This window comes from Paenisporosarcina sp. OV554 (assembly GCF_003058165.1).
GTDB lineage: Bacteria > Bacillota > Bacilli > Bacillales_A > Planococcaceae > Paenisporosarcina.
This window is the reverse complement of record NZ_QBUC01000002.1, coordinates 183,497-204,261: the sequence shown is the minus strand read 5'-3', so window position 1 is coordinate 204,261 and position 20,765 is coordinate 183,497. Positions and strand designations below refer to the sequence as shown.

At 39.3% G+C, this 20,765-nt stretch carries 22 protein-coding genes and 1 riboswitch; of the genes, 4 read left to right on the top strand and 18 right to left on the bottom strand.

Features of this window, described 5'->3' with window-relative positions; genetic code table 11:
* Nucleotides 1-90 precede the first annotated feature (90 nt).
* Nucleotides 91-969: an EamA family transporter gene (locus C8K15_RS03215; protein ID WP_108584984.1), complete on the bottom strand. Its 879-nt coding sequence runs from the start codon at nt 967-969 to the stop codon at nt 91-93.
* Nucleotides 970-1,070: 101 nt separating this feature from the next.
* On the opposite strand from C8K15_RS03215, the gene C8K15_RS03210 reads away from it, so the two are divergent.
* On the top strand, nt 1,071-1,301 hold the full coding sequence (locus C8K15_RS03210) for a helix-turn-helix domain-containing protein (RefSeq protein WP_108584983.1): 231 nt from the start codon (nt 1,071-1,073) through the stop codon (nt 1,299-1,301).
* Between the two features lie 378 nt (nt 1,302-1,679).
* Here the strand turns inward: C8K15_RS03210 and C8K15_RS03205 are convergent, their stop codons facing one another.
* The 17 genes from C8K15_RS03205 to C8K15_RS03125 all read right to left on the bottom strand — a co-directional run bounded on the left by C8K15_RS03205 (nt 1,680) and on the right by C8K15_RS03125 (nt 17,259).
* Nucleotides 1,680-2,324, bottom strand: coding sequence for a hypothetical protein (locus tag C8K15_RS03205; RefSeq protein ID WP_108584982.1), 645 nt, complete (start codon nt 2,322-2,324; stop codon nt 1,680-1,682).
* A complete protein-coding gene (locus tag C8K15_RS03200; RefSeq protein ID WP_108584981.1) occupies nt 2,321-2,713 on the bottom strand; it encodes a hypothetical protein in 393 nt (130 codons plus the stop codon). The genes C8K15_RS03205 and C8K15_RS03200 overlap by 4 nt, the downstream gene beginning before the upstream one ends.
* Nucleotides 2,714-2,856: 143 nt before the next feature.
* On the bottom strand, nt 2,857-3,399 hold the full coding sequence (locus C8K15_RS03195; protein ID WP_158268249.1) for a hypothetical protein: 543 nt from the start codon (nt 3,397-3,399) through the stop codon (nt 2,857-2,859).
* Between the two features lie 95 nt (nt 3,400-3,494).
* Nucleotides 3,495-3,917, bottom strand: a complete 423-nt coding sequence (locus C8K15_RS03190; RefSeq protein WP_108584979.1) for a hypothetical protein — start codon at nt 3,915-3,917, stop codon at nt 3,495-3,497.
* Nucleotides 3,914-4,576, bottom strand: a complete 663-nt coding sequence (locus C8K15_RS03185) for a hypothetical protein (RefSeq protein ID WP_108584978.1) — start codon at nt 4,574-4,576, stop codon at nt 3,914-3,916. Before C8K15_RS03185 ends, C8K15_RS03190 begins: the two co-directional genes overlap by 4 nt.
* Nucleotides 4,551-4,925, bottom strand: a complete 375-nt coding sequence (locus tag C8K15_RS03180; protein ID WP_108584977.1) for a hypothetical protein — start codon at nt 4,923-4,925, stop codon at nt 4,551-4,553. The genes C8K15_RS03185 and C8K15_RS03180 overlap by 26 nt, the downstream gene beginning before the upstream one ends.
* A gap of 36 nt (nt 4,926-4,961) precedes the next feature.
* Complete coding sequence (locus C8K15_RS03175; RefSeq protein WP_108584976.1) at nt 4,962-6,611, bottom strand: hypothetical protein; 1,650 nt, start codon at nt 6,609-6,611, stop codon at nt 4,962-4,964.
* Between the two features lie 15 nt (nt 6,612-6,626).
* On the bottom strand, nt 6,627-8,027 hold the full coding sequence (locus C8K15_RS03170; protein ID WP_108584975.1) for a vWA domain-containing protein: 1,401 nt from the start codon (nt 8,025-8,027) through the stop codon (nt 6,627-6,629).
* Between the two features lie 42 nt (nt 8,028-8,069).
* On the bottom strand, nt 8,070-8,261 hold the full coding sequence (locus C8K15_RS03165; RefSeq protein ID WP_233260366.1) for a hypothetical protein: 192 nt from the start codon (nt 8,259-8,261) through the stop codon (nt 8,070-8,072).
* A 40-nt stretch (nt 8,262-8,301) separates the two neighbouring features.
* A complete protein-coding gene (locus tag C8K15_RS03160) occupies nt 8,302-9,234 on the bottom strand; it encodes a type II secretion system F family protein (protein WP_108584973.1) in 933 nt (310 codons plus the stop codon).
* 4 nt (nt 9,235-9,238) lie between these two features.
* Nucleotides 9,239-10,165 carry a type II secretion system F family protein gene (locus tag C8K15_RS03155; protein WP_108584972.1) on the bottom strand — a complete coding sequence of 309 codons (927 nt, stop codon included), beginning with the start codon at nt 10,163-10,165 and terminating at the stop codon, nt 9,239-9,241.
* Complete coding sequence (locus C8K15_RS03150) at nt 10,162-11,508, bottom strand: TadA family conjugal transfer-associated ATPase (RefSeq protein WP_108584971.1); 1,347 nt, start codon at nt 11,506-11,508, stop codon at nt 10,162-10,164. Before C8K15_RS03150 ends, C8K15_RS03155 begins: the two co-directional genes overlap by 4 nt.
* A 13-nt stretch (nt 11,509-11,521) precedes the next feature.
* A complete protein-coding gene (locus C8K15_RS03145; protein WP_108584970.1) occupies nt 11,522-12,679 on the bottom strand; it encodes a CpaE/TadZ family protein in 1,158 nt (385 codons plus the stop codon).
* Between the two features lie 21 nt (nt 12,680-12,700).
* Nucleotides 12,701-13,468, bottom strand: a complete 768-nt coding sequence (gene cpaB, locus C8K15_RS03140; RefSeq protein WP_108584969.1) for a Flp pilus assembly protein CpaB — start codon at nt 13,466-13,468, stop codon at nt 12,701-12,703.
* Between the two features lie 470 nt (nt 13,469-13,938).
* Nucleotides 13,939-14,925 (bottom strand): homoserine dehydrogenase, encoded by a 987-nt coding sequence (locus C8K15_RS03135; protein WP_108584968.1) that lies wholly within the window; start codon nt 14,923-14,925, stop codon nt 13,939-13,941.
* Nucleotides 14,898-15,953 carry a homoserine O-acetyltransferase MetX gene (gene metX, locus C8K15_RS03130; protein ID WP_108584967.1) on the bottom strand — a complete coding sequence of 352 codons (1,056 nt, stop codon included), beginning with the start codon at nt 15,951-15,953 and terminating at the stop codon, nt 14,898-14,900. The genes C8K15_RS03135 and metX overlap by 28 nt, the downstream gene beginning before the upstream one ends.
* A 16-nt stretch (nt 15,954-15,969) precedes the next feature.
* Nucleotides 15,970-17,259, bottom strand: coding sequence for an O-acetylhomoserine aminocarboxypropyltransferase/cysteine synthase family protein (locus C8K15_RS03125; protein WP_108584966.1), 1,290 nt, complete (start codon nt 17,257-17,259; stop codon nt 15,970-15,972).
* A gap of 117 nt (nt 17,260-17,376) precedes the next feature.
* Nucleotides 17,377-17,493, bottom strand: a riboswitch (SAM riboswitch).
* A gap of 136 nt (nt 17,494-17,629) precedes the next feature.
* Between C8K15_RS03125 and C8K15_RS03120 the strand changes: the two genes are divergently transcribed.
* From C8K15_RS03120 to C8K15_RS03110, 3 genes are all read left to right on the top strand, one after another.
* A complete protein-coding gene (locus tag C8K15_RS03120; RefSeq protein WP_108584965.1) occupies nt 17,630-18,286 on the top strand; it encodes a glycerol-3-phosphate acyltransferase in 657 nt (218 codons plus the stop codon).
* 157 nt (nt 18,287-18,443) lie between these two features.
* Nucleotides 18,444-19,685 (top strand): peptidase T, encoded by a 1,242-nt coding sequence (pepT, locus tag C8K15_RS03115; protein WP_108584964.1) that lies wholly within the window; start codon nt 18,444-18,446, stop codon nt 19,683-19,685.
* Complete coding sequence (locus C8K15_RS03110; protein WP_108584963.1) at nt 19,682-20,647, top strand: DMT family transporter; 966 nt, start codon at nt 19,682-19,684, stop codon at nt 20,645-20,647. The genes pepT and C8K15_RS03110 overlap by 4 nt, the downstream gene beginning before the upstream one ends.
* Nucleotides 20,648-20,765: the final 118 nt, after the last annotated feature.

The following is a 20,765-nucleotide window of genomic DNA, read 5'->3' as shown; positions in this document are numbered from 1 at the left end:
TTGTCAATCCACATTTATTACGCATCAATTACACATCTACGTTTAGTTAAACGTTAAAAAGGTGTCCCTAATTACAGAGACACCTTGCATTTATTCGATTTTCTTTGCTCTTTTTCTCCCACTAAAGGTTAGAACAACAATCCCTCCGAGCAGAAGAAGCACTCCGACCCAAGAAACTGCACTTAACACTTCCCCCACTACAAATACACTTAATACAGCTGCAGTTAAGGGCTCTCCAAGAGATAACGTTACAGCAGATGAAGAAGGTACTTTTTGGAGTCCTGTTAAATAGAGAATATATGCTACACTCGTTGTCATAAAACCTAAATATAAAATGGTTGCTATATTTGAAGGTTCAGTAACCCATGAGCTATCAAAAATAAATAAAAAGGGCATTAATATAGTTGCGCTGATGGAGAATGTCATAGCAACTGCAGGAATCGCTTCTACTTTTGCTAATAATGCTTTACTAACAATTGTATAAATCGCAAATACAAATCCAGCGATTAATGATAAAGTTACTCCAAGTGGATTTACCGTTAATGCATCTTTGTTTAAAAACAACAGGCTACATCCGATAACTGAAAGTGCCGTAGCAATTATCCATGCACGCGAAGGTCGTAATTTCAAAATGAACCACTCGATCAAACCAGAAAAAATCGGTGCACTGCCGATAGCAACAACAGTACCAATAGCAATTCCAGTAACACGAACTGACGTAAAAAACAAAGGTTGGAATAACGCCATACATAGAGCTGCAACAACCGTTTCTTTCCACGGCCATGTTCTGAAGTTGATTTTTTTCTTGAGCATCATAATAATTAATAATGAAAATCCGCCAATAGCTAATCGAGATGCGCCAATGGTTAAGGGCTGAGCATTTTGAGGTAAATAAGTTTGAGCTGTTCCAGTTGTGCCCCATAACACAGCTGCTAGTAATACAAGGAAGTAAGGGATCACTGTTTTCATAAAGTCACCTCAAATAGTTGATGTCTGTACTTTACCATATTTTATGTATATTGAGATACGCAAACTCGTAAACTATACTTAAGAAAAGGAGTGTGTCGCCTGTGTATTTATCAATAGAAGAAACTGCTGATTTTTTAAGTATGCCTGAACAACAAGTACGCCGATATGTATTAGATGGACGCATAAAATCAGTTCATGATGGGGAACAATATTTAATTAATCAAGCCCAATTCGAACGCCATCTAGAACAAGTTGAATACGTCAAACGCCAAATCGATGAATGGCGCAACACCCCGATTCCAGATGACATCGATGTAAAAGACGAAGACTAATCGGAAAAAGGAAAACGCAAGCCTCTATTATCTCTTTGCTTGCCATGATGGTTAACTCCTTGAATCAAATACTTGCCCTTTGATTCAAGGCGTTAAATGTGAAATTCCACAATGTATAAAAACTCAAATACATGATTTAACTCTCATTGAAAACAGGCATTAATAGACAGTTTGAATGCATTGCAAAATTTGCTTATTGTGGCAGCCTTCCCTTTTTAATTCACTCACAGATGAAGTGAAAAGAAGGAAAATTTCTAAATCATAAACTAAAGCCAATCACTCTGCACACTTGAGTGATTGGCTTTTTTTAATTCCGAAGAAATCGTTATATGATTTTGAATCTACTTTTTTTAAAGGGATTATTCCAGGACTGATTCATTAGAAAGGTACACTTTCCAGATATTCAAGTGATGGGCCCACCCCTTTTTGTTTAATATCGGAAGTGAATGACTTGAGGTAGGTTCCATCCGTAATCGTCTTATATGTAGCATCCGCTGTCACTTCCACACGCCATTTCGAATCGGATAGCAGCACTTCAACGTCATCGGCATTCGCTTCGTTTGCTGTGATGGTTGATTGGACTGCACTAAGTAACTTCCCGCTAAGCCCGGAATCCCTTAAAGTATCTTCCATTTCTTTTTTGAATTGAGGATGTTTTTTTATTTTTTCTGGAAGTACCTCGTTGTATGCTTTAATGTATGCTAGCTGTAAATCTTCATCTTGTGCGACAAATTCATCTACTTTTTCATCAATTTGATCTTGAATGGATTTCCCTTTGTCTATTTCTTTTTGGGAAGCGGACTTTGTCAGATCACTATCAAAACTTTCGATTCCTTCTTGTGTCGCTTCTAATAAAACGACCGTTCCAGCAAAAGCTGCTTGTTGAGTAGCAGTTGCTGCATGTTGTTTGACCACATACACTTTGGCAATATTCACGACAATAACAAAAATGACTGCAGATATCCCCAAAAGCCAGATGATGTAAAATGCGGAGTTACCCCGTTCATTGTTTAAATACTTCATGGGACAAACACCTTACCCGCTGCTTTCGAGTTCAATGAAATGGCGGTCTCTTTCTTCCATTCAGCCGGAATAAAGACGAGGGGATGCTGGGCGCTCACTGTCAAAGTGAATGCACCGTTTCCTTGTGCATTAATCGACACATTTGCATTGGCTAACAGCTCACTGCCGCCAATGGATTGCATGACTGTTGTTTGAGCTTCTCCCGCATCTTCCGTCATGGCATACACTGAAGCGCCATCATTTGCAGCCGATTTTAAACTCATGACCGCATAACCGGAAGCGACGACTTGCCAAAGCAACAGGAAAAACAGGAAGTAAAAAGGAAGAATTCCTAGAAATTCAATACTTAATGCACCTTTTTCATTCCTTAAAGTTTGTAAGCCCTTCATGGGATCACCTCTATCTTCAAATATTGCAGAATGGAATTCTATTTAATAATGTTGAGGTTCTTTCAATCTCACATCTATCTCCTCTGAAACAAGCAACTACCATATAAAAATTTGGGCTTAATATGACTTCATCTAATCTATTATTATTTATTACGTACTAACTTTCCCTTTTGTACTATTCTTTCAATTCGACCTTTCGGCAACTTCCCTTGCATTCCAATGCTCATAACGGCTGCAAGTGTACCTAGCCAACAACCGATGATATATAGGACATATGAGAAATAATTCATGATTGGTTCCTGTCCATAACTTTCCGTCATAATTCGCGTTACCATGAAGTTTCCTCCACCTGAAATTAAAGCAAGTACAAGGAAACCTAGATAGTAGACAATCGTCCATTTTGATTTTTGTTCACCAGCCGTCGGTATGACAATCTTGTAGAACGTCTCGACTTTGACAAAAAAGATTATATGGAGCACAAGCCAAATCACGATCAAGAGCAATTGAATGCCAATTTCGCCATCAAATATTTTAATCAAAGGCATAATAAAGAAAAATGCGAAAGCAGTAAACATTGCATATCCTGCAAATTTAGGAAAATCCATTTTCCCCTTAGATGAGGACATTGCTTTAACGATGAAGAGTAACAATGCATACCCCAAGTAAATGATGGCTGTTAATATCATATACTCGGACTTATAAATGGGAATCCCCAGTGAGATCAGTGCAGATATCAATGGAAGCAGTAAAAAAACAAAAATGGATGGCTTTGGCATATTACTCATTCCTCTCGTCTAACTAATTGCGTTTTGTTAAGCACAAATTGGATATACCAGATATGTAAGAGTAGGACAAAAAATCGATTGAAAACCCGTTCACCCATATTTTCTTCAACAGCCTCAACGATTCTAAAAGTTGAATAATAGAGAATACCAAACCCCCAAAAGGTAACAATCCAACTGATACTGTCCATTAAATTTTGACCCAATTCATTTAGAAAGACGCCACCAATCACATAGTACGCCAAAAAAAAGATATAAAGCCCCAGCATTATGTATAGAGTTGAAAAATTTAGTTTGCTAGTCAAATATTGTAAAGGATTCTTTCTGGAAATGAACCAGTATGGCACATAAGCACCCAACGTAAGATTGGATAGCAGGAACAGTATTCCTGGATTAGACTGCTTGAATTTGTATTCGCTCATGCTCTATATCCCTCCACTTCTATAGACACAGGATATTTACCAGCTAAATAAAAGATAATATAAGGAAATAGGAATAGATACATAACCATTCTCAACAAACCGAAAACCAAAGGTGTCATATCAATCCATACGGTTAACTGCAATAAAGCCCACCATAAGATATAAATGACACAAACCCACAATAAAATATCGAATAACATTTCTACAAACCTATTTTTATAAAGCTCGATGGATTTTTTTATCCATTCACTTAAATTAAAATGAGAACGGTATTGAAGAGGCAGGAAAAATATAAGAGGTAACATGATGATTCCGGGAACTACATACAGAGCAAGTCCCAAATAAATTAAGCCAAAAGAGACAAGAGAAACAATAAATACAGGACCAACAGTAACTAAGAATTCCTTTATGACTTCCTTTATTACCAAAGGTTCGCCTTCTTCTGAGCGTTCATAAATTAAAATGAAAGGTTTCACTATTACTGCAAACATCAATATATTTGTAAAAATAATCAATAGGTTTTCAATACCACCCAAATCCAATTGCATTAGATAAAAAGTATATCCAAACAATATAATGAAGACAGGCAATCCAATGAGAATATTGAACAATAATATAATCAGTAGTTGCTGATTATAATGATACGCCGCCTCTTTCATAACCCACTACCTCCTTTTTGGATAGTAATCGATCCCCAATAAAAACAGTAATCAGAACAATTAATAATGCTGGTAAATAGCTACTGAAAATCGTGACAGGATCAAAAAGTACGGGTACATTCAGAATGAAATGATAAAACAGCTGATTAAGTGTAACTAAACAAAAACTAGCCATATAACCCATATAATAAGGAAAATCACTCTTAAGACTTAAGATTCCTACTAGGGAATAGACGATGATACTTAAGACGATAGAGTGAATAATAAAATTAGGAATGACTGGCACAAGTAAAAATCCAAGTCCCACCATCACAATAAGGGCAATCCCTATAATCCGCAATATATTCATGTCTCTCTCCTATCTATGAATAGTAAAGGCTGGGCACTAGGTGCCCCAGCCAAACTTCGCGAAAACTTTTTTCCCGAAATTCCCAGCTGCTTCCATCGAATTTTTAATTCCTTTTTCAATACCTTTGGAAATACTCTTCCCGGCTGGTGTTGACATGAATATAGCTGCTCCAATTCCTACAGCAGCCCCGACCAACGTACCAACACCAGGGACTACACTTCCAACAGCTGCAGCAGTACCTGCCGCTGCCAACCATCCAGCGCCTGCGCTAAGTGCAGTAGTTCCTGCACCAATGACAACATCTGTACTAATACCTGCTGCAAGATCCAATCCGGTTCTGGATGGGTCAGCTGCATTCTCAGCAAGGCGGTACCCTACACTCAACACGACATTGGCAATCCCATTTGCCTTGGCTAAATTGGGACCTTTGGGACTAAGGTTGAAAAATGAAGGATTAAACTTCCCTTTATCAATCGGAATCCAATTTTTCTTAAAATATGAACCCGTTTTTTTAGCTATTGTCTTTGCTGAAATATTTTCATCAATAAATCCTTGTAACCTAGTTTGTTTAAAGTCTGAATTCGTTCGAGGGGAATAAGTTGGATCATACGTTACTTTTTTGGTCCCGTCTGGATTCAAGGTAACTACTTTACTGGATTTACTCTTTACAACAGCCTTCGAGTTTTCGAAGGAATTCAAATAATTCGAGTAGCGTTTATTGAGCCAATTTGACATTTTACCATTGCCATCCACAGCTCGGCTATTTCCTTCGATTAACCAACGGTTGGATTTGGCATGGCCATTCTTCAAATCCGTAATTTTAAAACCTGCATAAATGGACAGTGATCCATCAAGAACTTTACCTAAATCACCAGGTACAGTAATAAGAGCTTTTTTTGCATTTTTAGCAAATTCAAAACCACTTTTTACGTTGTCGCCAATTCCAGACTCACTTCCCGAAGTTCCACCTGATTCACCTTGACCACCGCTAGGCGATGTTCCGCCCGGTCCGATTCCACCAGTGCTACCCTGGCCCCCGCCTGGCGATGTTTCGCCCGGTCCGGTTCCACCAGTGCCACCCTGGCCTCCGCCAGTCGATGTTCCGCCCGGCCCGGTTCCACCAGTGCCAGCTTGGCCTCCGCCTGGCAATGTTCCGCCCGGTCCGGTCCCACCAGTGTCACCTTGGCCTCCGCCTGGCAATGTTCCACCCGGTCCGGTTCCACCAGTGCCACCTTGGCCTCCGCCTGTAGATGAACCATCTGAGCCAGTCCCTCCACCGTTCGCATCGCCACTTGAAGGACCTTGTCCTCCATTAGGTCCTTGTCCCCCAGTAATCGGAGTTCCCGTTTGCAGCCAGCCATTATATGAAATCGGTATGAAATTTGGCGTAATGAAGAAACCATTCGAACTTGGTTGACCCGAGATAATTGGTTGTCCAGATACGGTTGAATTACCACCTTGAACCGCTTGTCCAGGCGCAATTGCCTCGCCGGGTCCAATAACTTCACCAGGCGCAATGAACTGTCCACCTGTAATTGGGCTTCCGCCTGTTATAGGAGAACCTGGAGTTATTGGTGTTCCTGGCGATATGAACGAGGCTAATATAATCGAAGGTCCAGCTGACCAAAACAAAATAAATGAAATCATGCTTATGGCAAAAAACCTTCTTAATCCACTTATCTCCACTCGTGCACCTCCTTGTTATGGAGTACTGTTTTGTTTATACGTATCTTCTAATAGCTTCATGGCTTCTTTGTAATTCATTTCATTCAATACTTTCAATTCATCACGTAGTTTGTCATATTCCTGTTCTACCCAAGTGTGATAGTCTTTATTTTTCTGTTGTAAATAATCGTGGCTTTCCTGCGACATCATTTCATGTTCTTGAAGCAAGTAAGTTAAGGTAAATCCAACTTGCTGTCTTTCGTCCACCCATTTTTTAAATTCTTTCGAATGATAGCCAAAAATGTCTAAATCATTATTAGTACGCTCATATCCTACATTGCCTTCTGTTGAGGTTTTCCAGAATCCCCACTTTTCCGCTACCTTTTTTGCTTGATCCAATTCATTTTGCAATCCTTGCGCATCCTGAACGTCTTGATAACTACCTTTTGTAGCCTCTGCTACCGCACGTAATTGCTTTTGGCCCTCACTATCAACATTAAAGCCAATGACATTCATAATCGGTGTAATATCAGATTCATACAATGTTTTTGCCGCAGTGACAGGGTTGTCGTCACAAGTAGAAATGCCATCGCTGACAAGATAGACGATATTTGTATTCTTATCGCCTTTGAAAGACGTCAAATCTTTTTGGGCTTCGTTCAGAGCTAATTGAATTGGCGTCCATCCTGCAGGTATTGCTTTCGCTAAAGCTTGTTCAAACCCATTCGCTTCATAGTTGCCGATTGGGTAAATAAGCTCGCTACTTTTGCAGGAAAGTTCTTTATCAGCTTTGCTGCCGCTACCTTCTTGGCCATAGATGCGTAGACCTACGTTTGTATTTTCCGGAAGTCCTTTTACAAAATTCGTAATGGCTGATTTTGCCGCTTCCATCTGGGTTTGACCATTCATGTCTTTGCCCATGCTTCCTGAAGCATCCAAAATGACCATTACGTTCAAGTTTTCTTTAAACTGCATACGTGGATCATCGATATCGGGACTCCCAATTGATTGGAATTTAAGTTCCTGCATCAAATCTTCAGGACCTTCATAATCCTGTTGAAACACGCTGAGAATTGCATTGTAGTAATGGTCCAGTTCTTCGTTTGACGGTTTGCTCGAAATGTCAGGCAAGTCTTTCGTCAATTCATCAATTTTCTTTTGATTATTTACCTCAATGACAGCCAAGTAGCCGGTATATCCTGGTGTTAATGCCGCCAATTCATTCAAATTTTCAGGTAAAGGTTCAACGATCATTTTATTGTTAGTTTCTGAATCCTTTTCGGGCTCAGAATCATTTGAAGGCTCAGATTTACCAGAAGTTTCGTTTTTATTCGATATTTCTTCTCCTGGAACAATCCCTGTCTTCTTTGTTTCCTCATTACAGCCAGTCAAAGCCATTATGAGTAAACCAGTCAAGATGAGTTGTTTCTTACTCATTCTGATACCGCCTCTCTAAGGTGTTTTTCCATGTATAAGGGATTAGCCGACCATACCGCTGATCTTGGATACGATTTTACCGATCAAATCTCCGATTGCCCCAGATTGTCCATTTACTGCTGTCGAGATAATCCCTAATACTAAAATCAATAATGCTGCCAGCCCCAACCATTCAAGCGATTGTGCACCTTTTTCGTTTTTCACCGGTACTACGATATTCATCCATGCGTTCATTAATAAGTTTTTCATTTTGTTTTCTCTCCTTTGAGCTTTTTTATTGGAATAAATCAAAAATGCCTTTGTTTTGGTTGAACATATTTATCATCATCAAGCCGCCGATTAATACGAGCGAAGATGGCAGAACCAAGAATGTCGTAACGAGTGTTACTTTTGGTGAAGCCTTCGCCGCCTTCTCTTTAATCATCTCTTTCTTCAACTTTCGCATTTCTTCGGCTTGTTGTTTGAAAGTATCTGCAATTGGTACACCCAATCTCTCTCCTTGAATCAAGGACTTTATCAATATTTGAAACTCTTTTGAATCATTACGGACAAGTAACGTCCGATAGGCTTCCGCTCGTGGCACACCAACGCTTATTTCCTGAATGAATCGTCCGAATTCCTCTTTCACCGGTCCTTCAAAATATGGAACAATGTCACGAATTGCTTGATCCATTGCAACCCCAGCCTGCAAAGTAACGCTCATAGTATCAAGAAAATCAGGCAACTGATAGGAAATTTCTTCCTGCCGTTTTTTTGCTTTGGAGCGAATCCATAAAATAGCACTCATATAGCCAAAAATCGGCAGCAGGATAATCATGAATTGTGAAAATGGCAAAAGTAATATTAGAGAAATCCCACCTGTAAAGAAGCCAATAATCATTAAGAAAATTTTCAATCCTTGGAAGCGTTCTACCGTCAATTCATACGGATATCCAGCCTGAATCAGCCACTTTTTAACTTCTTGATTTTCACTAAAGAAATTGATACGTTGCCCCAAATCCTCGAAATCATCTGCAAATTTGAACATCTTTGCAACCAACTTCTCTTTACGGGTGACTTTCCGATGGAAGGCATCATAAATAAATAGTGATTCTTCCACTTCTTCTTTCAATGCTTTTCGTTCACGCCAGTACACATATAATGAACGAAGTGCAACTCCAACAAATATTACAGACAGCAAGACAGATAAAGCGATAATTCCATCCATTTCATCACACCCTTATATTGGTGATTTTACGAACAATCACGAATGTTAGAATTGTTCCGGTCAAAAAGAAAGCGAATAGAATTAGTCCAAGTCCGGTAAATAGAGGATCTAAAAATCCTTCCACAATATTGTTCATCATAAGTACAAGAAAGATTGGAATGACGGGAACAATATACGAAATATAGCGTTGTTCAGCAGTCATCGTTTTGATTTCTTGTTTCAATAACTTGCGTTCATCCAGCGTCTGGCTCATTTCGTCCAGCACTGCGTACAAATTACCTCCTGCTTTCTTCTGGATGAGCATGGTTGCCGTGAACAGTTGAAATTCTTTGTCATCCACGCGTTTCTCCATGCTACGGATGGCAGCACTGAAGTCAATTCCTAGCGATAACTCATGTGCCAATCTCTTGAACTCAGATTTAGCCGGTTCACCAATTTCCTGAGCAACAAGTTGAATTCCTTGATTGAGCGTCATGCCAGAACGTGTGGCATTGGCAAGGATGCGACAAATTTCAGGAAGGTGTTCGACCAGCATTTGTTTCTTTTTATTTTTCCGAACCAGGAAAAGCATTCGACGCCCACCTTCGACAAGCAATAGAGCTATGACTAAACTTGCAAACATGTTCAAATTAAAGAAGTTTTGAAGACCAATAACCAATGCCATATAAGAAACTATGAGAGCACCGATAAACTCTGATGGTGTGAAGCCAATATTTGCATCTATCAACCTCTGTTCCAGTGCTTTTGCAGAATCGGTCTGATCGTACTTGGTTCCAATGACCACCAACACACTTTTACGACGTTCTCCGTCCCGATAAAACTGTTGGACTTGTTTACGCCACTCCCTTTTTTCTTTCCGATAGCCGAGGTAAAAGTAAAAACCGATGACGAGTACAAGAATGGTCAGCATCGCGAGTAATGCTTCCGTCATACGACCACACCCCGTTTCACTGGCTCGAACAAAGATTCATCCATGTCAATTCCAAAGACACGTATACGAGTTAAACACTGCGGAATTTCACCAGTTGGAGTAAAATGTCCTTCTACCTCTCCATCTTTGGTTAAACCGGTCCTATGAAACTTGAAGATTTCAACAATCCGATGTTTGCCGTCATTTTTCTGGACCTCCGAAATGGATACGATTTTCCGTGTTCCATCTGTCAGTCGTGTTGCTTGGACAATGATGTCTAAAGCACCGACAATGTACTCCCGAATAATGGTTGAAGGTAAATCCATTCCTGCCATAATGACCATCGCTTCAACTCGTCGCAATGCATCGTCGGCATTATTCGCATGGACAGTTGTGATTGACCCTTCATGCCCCGTATTCATAGCCTGGAGCATATCAAATGCTTCTCCACTCCGAACTTCCCCGACAATGATGCGGTCCGGCCGCATACGTAAAGCATTTCGCACCAAGTTCCGAATGCTGACTTCCCCTTTTCCTTCAACATTCGCCGGTCTGGCTTCCATTCCAACGACGTTTGGACGGTCTAGACGAAGCTCTGCGGAATCTTCTATCGTAATGACACGTTCACCATGAGGAATGGATGTAGCGATTACATTCAACAAAGTTGTTTTACCAGAGCCTGTTCCTCCACTGATGAGCGTGTTCATTTTGGCTCTTACAATCCCATCCAGGAATGTCGCCATATCTTTGCTCATAGAATCAAATTGCAGTAAATCCTCCACTTTAAAAGGTTCTGCTCGGAATTTTCGGATGGAAACAAGTGTGCCCGATAAACTGATCGGTGAAATAACTGCATTTACCCGGCTGCCGTCTGGCAATCTGGCATCTACCATTGGTGAGCTTTCATCGATTCGTCTGCCGAGTGGTGCGACGATACGATCCACAATATGCCGTACATGTTCATCGTTCCGGAATGCAATTTGTACTTCTTGAAGTTTTCCTTTTCTTTCAACATAAACTTCCTTGTACCCATTAATCAGAATTTCCGTGATATCCGGATCATTTATGAGCGGTTCGAGCGGACCGAAACCGACTGACTCATCTAATATTCTCGTAATTAAAAGTTCTTTATCATGCCTTGAAATAATGACTTTTTCTTCGGACATAAAAGTTGAAACATATTGCTCAATTCGCAACCGCATTTCACCTGAAGACAGCTGCGTTAAAGCTTCCAAGTTTGTGTCTCGCAATAAACGGGCCTTATAATGTTCGACTAATTCATCGACGAGGTGGTTTTCATATTCGTAAGAGGTTGGCTTTTTCTGCACAAGCTTCCCTTTTCTCTTTTCAAACAGTGAGCTCATCCCTCTTCACCTCCTATTGCTTTAATACATCTCGTGCAAACTTACGAATATCTTTGGCAAATGGGATTAATTTACGTTCTTTCTGGACTTTCCGGACAGGCATCCCTTTATTGATATATGGTTGCAATCCTTTAATGTCCCTGCGAATGGAAGCGGCCACTGGAAAACGTAGCACGTTTTTCAAATCGCTTTGCTGGACTTCGTTTTCTTTGGACAGTTCATTCAGTACAATTTCCATACGATTTGCCAATGGAATGCCAAGTCTTGTGCTTAATGTTTCGAACTGCTTTAACGTTTTGAGGGCTGATGTTTCGGGCGCTAATATGTAAAAAACTTTGTCAGACTCTTCTAAAGCTGTAACGACTTGTCCATTCATATGACTTGGCAGATCAATTAAAACGTAGTCAAATGAACGTCTGCATGTACGAATCAATTTGGCAATAAACTCTTCATCAATCGATTCTGCAATCTCCGCATCACAAGGACTGATGAGAATTTCCAATTTGGAATCCACCTGTGTTTCAGATACATTCCGAATGTGGCTTTCATTTAATTCCTCAACAACAGGCATTAAATCAGCTAGCGATCGGTTGGATTCAATGGAAAAGACGTTTTCAATCCCACCGTATTGGGTGTTCAAGTCAATCAAAATCACTTCAGCCGTTGACTCGAGCTTTAAAGTTTGAGCAACTGAGGAAGCAATCAATGTACGTCCACTTCCACCTTTTCCGCTGTAGAATGACAGAATTTGTCCTCGATTGCGTCCATAAGTTACAGCGGCTTCTTCCATTGAATTTTTTTTGATCTCATAATTTTGGACGATTGTTGGAAATCTACTTGTGAATAAACTAGTTTCATCTGGAAAGACGAAAAATTCATCCGCACCTGAACGTATAATATTTCGGAGCAATGTAAAGTCAGAAGCAACTGCAACAAACAATAGGAGACAAGCCGGATTGACCATTCGTATTGATTGGACTAACTCTACAGACGCTTCCGTTTCCGATTGAGAAACGATGACAATGTCACGAGTTTCTCGGTTCATTTCTCTTATAGCATCTGAATATTTCACACTAGTTACTTGTTTTGAGAAGCTTTCAGAAATCGTTTTTAATAGCACTGTATTCTGTTCCCATTCACTAACAATTAAGATATTTGCCGATAGTTCCATCACGTCAGCCTCTTTTCCATCTTACTGTCCACTCCCGGAAGTAGGTCCTTCTTTCGGTGTTTCTTTTTTAGTAGCATTCTCTTTAGGAGGTGTTGTCGCTGGTTTTTCTTCAACTTTCTTCTTTGCAGGCTCTTCCTGTCGTGCCTCTTTTTCTTCTGTTTCTTCGGAAGGTACACTGTTTTGGCCAACGTTAGCTTTTAATATACGAATGTGATCAGCATAGTTTTGCATATGTATAAGTTTCGGTGCTTGTTCAGCCGTCACTTCGACTGCAACACCCGCAAATTTTTCACCAGAACCTTGAGAAAATCGGACAACAACGTCTTTCATGAAAACAGATGTCTTACGCTCGCCTTTATTTTCAGTAGATACAATAATATCTACTCGGTCTAGTGCTTCGATTACTTGATCGAATTGAACTTTATCCGTTCGATGCAAAGTGACTAATCTATTGTTCTCATTTTGTAGATTGGAAGCTGGTTTAATCATATTTCGTGTAATCATGTCACCTTTAGAAAGAGGGACGACTGATACTTGAGATTCCAGATCACCAAAAGAGGTGATATGCGACTCAGTAACAAACTTATTAGGTAACTCCATTACGGTGATTTGATTCTTTTGAATAACTGTCCTTGATGGAATATCCGCTTTTGCTACATAAATCTTTGTCATTGCACCTAAATCAGAATTTAAATCCTTTACTTTTTGCAGTACCATGTATCCAGTTGCAGCTGCTAAGATAAATGCCAAAATAAAAAATATAGCCGCTCTCCTTTTTGCCTCTAACATTTAACAATTCCTCATTTCAAAATGGTGATTTATACCGAAATAGGTATAATGCTGTATTAATTATGTATAAGGTCACTTACTATTTACCATTTACCTTTCTAAAATGTCAAAGTTAGCTAACTATACCAACTTGATATGCTAGTTCTCTTGTACCATGTAAATAAACCTACTTTATGTCATTAATTTTCACCCACTTCAATCAACGTTGATATATAGCCATTCCAAAAAGTGAATTTATTTCCAGGTTAAATCAAATTATCCGTTTTTCACCCTTTATTTGGTATTAAATAGGACTATCGATTCTTTATTTTTTCCATCTATTACCACATATCCTGATATCAAGATAATAAATTTTTTATATTATGAACGTATTTCTTCTATATAATGATTAACGATATTTTTTTGTTTTTTTCATACATAAAAACCGTTGCATCCCTCCACATGGAGACAAATGCAACGGTTCTATTTTCTTATAAGGTAACTAAAAATTGAGCGTGTTTTCCTATGATTTCTGCATAATCTTCCACCATGACACTTGCTGTGGGAAATTTACCAGCTCCTGGTCCAATTAAAGTTAAAGTCCCAATGTAATTTGTATCAAGCGCAATTGCGTTGTTTACACCCTCAACTGCATACAACGGATGCTCGGGATCTACTAATCTTAGACCAACGCTTGCATGTAAAGACCCGTCTTGCTCTTCAATAATCTCTGCCACATGCCTGAAACGCAAACCTTCTCTTGTTGCACTTTGTACTTGTTCAAGTGTAATATCAGCAATTCCATCAATCGTTACATCATCCCAATTCGGTTGTTTACCAAATGCCAAAGTACTTAATATCATAAGCTTTCGAAATGCGTCTTGACCAGAAATGTCATTAAAAGGATCTGACTCTGCATAGCCAAGTACCTTTGCTTCTTCTAAGGCATCATGAAACAAGCTTTCATGTATTCGCATTTGAGTTAAAATGTAATTTGATGTTCCATTTAATATCCCTTGAATTCTATGCACCTGATTCACTAGCAGAAGGTTTTTCAAGGTTTTTATTATTGGTACGCCCCCTGCTGTAGTTGCTTCATATCCGACATGGACACCTTGTCTTTTTGCTCGTTCTTGTAATTCTAAACCATACTTTGAGAACATTACTTTATTAGCTGTAATCACATGACAGCCTTTTTGAATAGACCTACATAGATATTGAAATGCCGGTTCTTCACCTACAATTGCCTCAAATACAACTTGAATATCGGGAATGTCTTCAATGTCTTGAAAGTTGTCAGTTACCATAACGCCTGGCGTTGCCATACGACTTTTTGTTGGTTCTCGTATTAGAATGGCTTTTACTTCTATATCCAATCCTAATGATTGTTTTAATTGATGTTTTCTTTCATTAAGTATTTGGAATATGCCTTGACCAACTGTTCCAAAACCTAAGATTGCTGCTTGAATCGTTGCCATAACTTTACCCCCAAGTGAACAGTTATTATATTTCCCCATGTCTCAAATTCAGTCAGAAAGCCATCATGACCAAATCGTGTGTTGACCATGCAGAAATGATGATCAGGAACCAGATGCGCAAAAGAGCAAATGTCCTCAGGTGGATATAGTAAATCATGTGTGAATGCTATGGTGATTACTTTTGCTTCAAATTGTTTCGCCGCTATTTCTATACCGCCTCTATCCCTCCCGATATCATGAGTGTTCATTGCCCGTAACAAGGTAAGATAGCTGTTCGCATCAAAACGTTCCGTCAGTTTTGTCCCTTGGTATTTCATATAGGATTCGATTTCGAACAAACCATCACTTCTGGTCTTTCTTGCAAAACGGTCCTTATGTAATTGTTCACTACGATAAGTGACTAACCCCGCCATGCGTGCTGTTTCAAACCCTTTTATATCTGATGAACTCTTATAGTTTCCATTGCAATAGTTTGCATCTGTTTCAATTGCATGAATGCCAATATAATTAAAGGCAATACCTGTATCACTTAAATAAGGGGTAACTGCTAATGGAATCAGTAAATCCATATCTTTTGGGTAGAGTAGTCCCCACTCCAGCACACGCATCCCACCAAGCGACCCTCCAACTACTGCATGAAGTCTATCAATTCCCAAAGCTAGTAATCCTTGTTTTTCAGCATGGACCATATCTCGAATTGTAATGGTTGGAAAGGATGAGCGATATGGTTCACCCGTTGTAGGATTAATTGTAGCTGGACCAGTTGAACCGGAACACCCCCCTAAAACATTCCATGTAATTACTTGAAATACATTCGTATCAATAACTTTTCCAGGCCCAATCATTCCACTCCACCAACCTGGTTTTTCCTGAGTTCCAGTAGCATATTGATTTCCAGTCAAAGCATGACAAACTAAAATAACAGGTGCATCTAATGGACCGCAAGATTCATATGAAAGTTCAACTTGTTCCAGTAGATTCCCAGACTCTGTTTGGAAGTTTCCGATTTCTACACTTCCTGTTGCCACTAATTCCACCTCCAAGTTAAATCGGTACGACGATTGCTTGATCTATTGCTTGCCTTAAATCAGCTAATAAGTCTTCTACCGACTCTAATCCCACTGAAAGTCGAATCAATTCTTCTGTGACACCTGACTTTCTTAATTCTTCTCCACTTAACTGTTGATGTGTCGTAGAAGCCGGATGAATGATAAGCGATTTGGCATCTCCTACATTGGCAACATGAGACCAGATTTGGACGTTATCGATGATTTTACGCCCTGCATCTCGTCCTCCTTTAATTCCAAAATTCACAATTGAACCGTATCCATTCTTCAAGTATTTATTAGCTAATTGATGAGATGGATGAGATTCAAATCCATTGAAACTTACCCACTCCACCGCTGGATGATTCTCTAGAAAATTAGCTACCGCCAATGCATTTTCATTGTGCCTCGGCACACGTAAATGTAACGTTTCGAGACCTTGCAAGAAAGCAAAGGCATTATCTGGGCTTAGACATGGACCAAAGTCACGAAGTAGTTGAACTCGAAGTTTAATAGCGAATGCAACTTGAGGCACGTCAATCCCATAACGCAATCCATGGTAACTAGTATCTGGTTCCGTAAACTCAGGAAACTTCTCGCTATTCCAATCGAATTTTCCTGCATCAACTACCACACCTCCAATTGAAGTACCATGTCCACCAATCCATTTTGTTGCTGAATGTACTACTACATCAGCACCATATTCAATAGGATTACTTCCATATGGAGTAGCAAATGTATTATCAACAATTAACGGAATTCCGTGCGCGTGGGCTATAGTAGACACAGCTTCTATATCTAGAACATGGAGACTTGGATTGCCGATAATTTCCCCAAAAATGGCTTTCGTTTTTTCAGAAATGGCTCCTCGGAAATTCTCCGGATTAGTTGAATCGACAAACTTTACAGTGATTCCATACTTTGGAAGTGTTTTAGCAAACAAATTATAAGTACCACCATATAAATTACTAGCAGCAATGATTTCATCTCCTGCTCCTGCTATATTTAAAATAGAAAAAGCGATCGCTGCCATTCCACTTGATAAAGCTACTGCAGCTGTACCCCCTTCTAACAAAGCAACACGCTGTTCAAATACATCGACTGTTGGATTGCCTATACGCGTATAGATATTTCCAGCTTCTTGCAGCGCAAAAAGTTTTTGAGCATGTTCTGTATCTTTGAAAACAAAAGAAGTAGTTTTATGAATTGGTACCGCACGTGAGCCAGTAATCGGATCCGGCTCTTGCCCTCCGTGTAAAAGTAGCGTTTCTGGTTGAAGATTAGTCATTGTTTTTCCCTCCTGATTTGTGGTTTAGATGGAAGTGTGGAGGCGAAAGAGGAGTTTTGGAATACAAAAAGCCCCTTCTTCGCTTAAGAAGAGGGGGCTCGCAATTGCGTATACCTCCTCTTATCTTTCAGATCCACATGAAGAAATCTGTAGGAATTAGCACCTTTGCAAGTTCATCACTTGCCGGTTGCTGGGCATCGTAGGGCCTAGTCCCTCTGCCGCTCTTGATAAGAGTATTTGATTCAATTTTCCATCTTGAGAAACAGTATATGTTTTCCAGGAAGAAAAAGTCAAGAAATAATTATTTTTTTTGAAACTTCATCCAATAGTCAAACGTTTAAAGAGTGAGAAGAAAAAAGGAGTTGAGATTTTGAATCTTGCTTTATTGTCACTCATGATTATCCTATCAGGCTATTTAATTGGGGGGTTACATGGGTCATACATCGCACAATGGATTTCAGGGGTTAATGTAAAAGATCAAGGTGTAAAGAATTCTGGGGCGTCTAATGCAACCATCGTGTTAGGATGGAAATTCGGGGCTTTAGTTGCGTTATTTGACATTGGTAAAGGATTTATCGCCGTTCTATTATTGGCCAATATTTTAGATACACAAAGTCTCTTTAATGGCTACACACCTACTCTACTTTTATTAATAGGAGCAGCTGTCGTTATCGGACATAATTATCCTTTGTGGATGAATTTTGATGGTGGCAAAGGAACTGCATCAATCATTGGGATTATGTTTGCTGTCGATTGGAGAATGGGCTGTATTGGATTGACCTTGCTCATATTAATAACTCTCATAACAGACTATTTACCAATTGGCGTTCTTTTTTTATACCTTACATTATTGGTTTATGTATTTTGGTTTATGGGAGGATTTTGGCCGAACTTCATCTCATTAGCTCTTTTCACTTTAGCTATTTGGAAACATAGAGAAAACATTCTACGTATAAAGCAAGGAACTGAACCTAAAGTGTCTACTGTTATGAAAAAGAAAAAAACGACATCTCCACAGGAATTCTAAGAGGATTTACTATATTTCTTACATTTACCTGTTTGGCAGCAGCCTCTTATTAGGTTAAAAAATATCCTATCTGATTTTTAATAGCATTCAATATTCCTAGATGATTCTGAAAATGATAAACTAATAATAGATTTATGAAATTAAGGAGTGGAATGTCATGCAAGAAATATTAATCGAACGCCTCGTGCGTTATGCAAAAATTGATACACAATCTGACGCAAACAGTTCAACTTGCCCTTCAACACCAGGTCAGTGGGACTTACTCCATGAACTTGAAAAAGAGTTGGCTGCGATCGGAATGGAAGACATTTCACTTGATGATAATGGCTATTTATTTGCTACATTACCTTCAAATATAGACCATGAATTGCCTACAATTGGATTCTTAGCTCATGTTGATACAGCAACGGATTACACTGGGAAAAATGTGAATCCTCAGCGCATCGATTGCTACGAAGGCGGCGACATTTCATTAAACGAAACAACAGTAATGTCTCCTACCGATTTTCCTGAGCTTAACAATTATATCGGTCACACTTTAATAACAACAGATGGCACGACATTACTTGGTGCCGACAATAAAGCGGGTATTGCTGAAATAATGACAGCTATGGAGTATCTGATAAATAATCCAGACATCAAACATGGCAAACTCAGAATTGCCTTCACTCCTGATGAAGAGATTGGTCGCGGACCTCATAAATTCGATGTTGAAAAATTCGATGCAAAATATGCTTACACGATGGATGGAGGTCCTCTTGGGGAACTACAATTTGAAAGTTTTAACGCTGCTGGGGCAAAAGTCATCACACGCGGAACTAGCGTTCACCCTGGATCTGCAAAAAACAAAATGGTCAACGCCTTAACTATTGCGATGAAGTTCCAATCTTATATGCCGGCAACTGAAGTGCCTGAAAAGACTGAAGGCTATGAAGGATTTATACACTTAATGAATTTCAGCGGTCATGTAGAAGAAGCACAGTTGTCATATATAATTCGTGACTTTGATCGGGAAAAATTCGACGCAAAAAAAGCATTGTTTGAAAAAGCAGTGGCTGAAATTAAAGCAGAGTATGGTTCACAAGCTATTACAGTTGAACTAAATGACCAATATTACAATATGGGTGAAAAAATTGAGCCCGTCAAAGAAATTGTAGATATCGCACATCAAGCAATGACAAATCTATCTATTAATCCTTTAGTCCTGCCGATTCGTGGCGGAACTGATGGATCTCAATTGTCTTATATGGGCTTACCTACTCCAAACATTTTCACAGGTGGTGAAAACTATCACGGAAAATATGAATATATTTCGGTTGATAACATGGAAAAGGCTACACAAGTAATGATTGAAATGATTCAACTGTTTGAAAACCAAGTAACAGGGTTGAATTCTTGAAAGAAATAGGGCTTGGAATCTTGGCATCTTTATTTTTTGCGGTAACTTTTATTTTAAACCGATCAATGGAACTTTCCGGAGGAAGTTGGATGTGGAGTGCTTCATTACGGTATTTCTTCATGGTACCTTTTTTAATGTTAATCGTTGTACTTCGAGGAGGAATGGCAACACTCCTAGCTGAAATGAAGAGTCGACCTCTTCCCTGGTTTGGTTGGAGCTTTGTTGCATTTGTTTTGTTCTATGCACCTATTACATATGCAGCTGCTTACGGTCCTGGTTGGCTAATTTCGGGAACCTGGCAAGTGACAATTATAGCTGGTGTTTTATTAGCCCCTCTGTTTTTTATAACGATTCATACTTCTAATGGGATTCGTAAGTTTAGACAACAAATCCCTTTAGTGTCACTTGTCATTTCCATGGTCATCTTGATTGGAATTGTACTAATTCAAATTCCACATGCAAACAACGTGTCCACAGGTACACTTGTGCTCGGAACATTTCCAGTGTTGGTTGCAGCATTTGCCTATCCACTTGGTAATCGTAAAATGATGGAACTAACTGGGGGCCGTCTCGATTCGATTAGTCGCGTCCTTGGGATGACAATCGCATCACTTCCGGTCTGGATTTTACTAGCAGTTTATGCTGCCTTTTCTGTCGGCCTTCCTTCTAGTAGCCAAGTTTTCCAAAGTTTGATAGTTGGCATTAGTTCAGGAGTAATTGCAACTACCTTGTTTTTCATGGCTACAGATCGTGTTCGAGAGAATCAAGGGAAACTTGCTGCAGTTGAAGCAACCCAAGCTACACAAATTTTATTTGTAATAGCTGGCGAAATGATGTTACTAGGTGTTCCTTTACCTGAACCCGTAGCGTTTATCGGGCTAGTTATCATTATTATTGGACTCTTTTTACACAGTTTTTACACAAAACTCTTGAAACAAAAACAAGCAAGATCCGTCTCTTAGACAGATCTTGCTTGTTTTTTTGTTTTATCATTATAACTATTGCCCCAGTCTCCAGTAACAGATTAAAAATTGCTTTTCCAAGAACTCAATAAGATGTTTTCTTTGGCCAATTTTACGC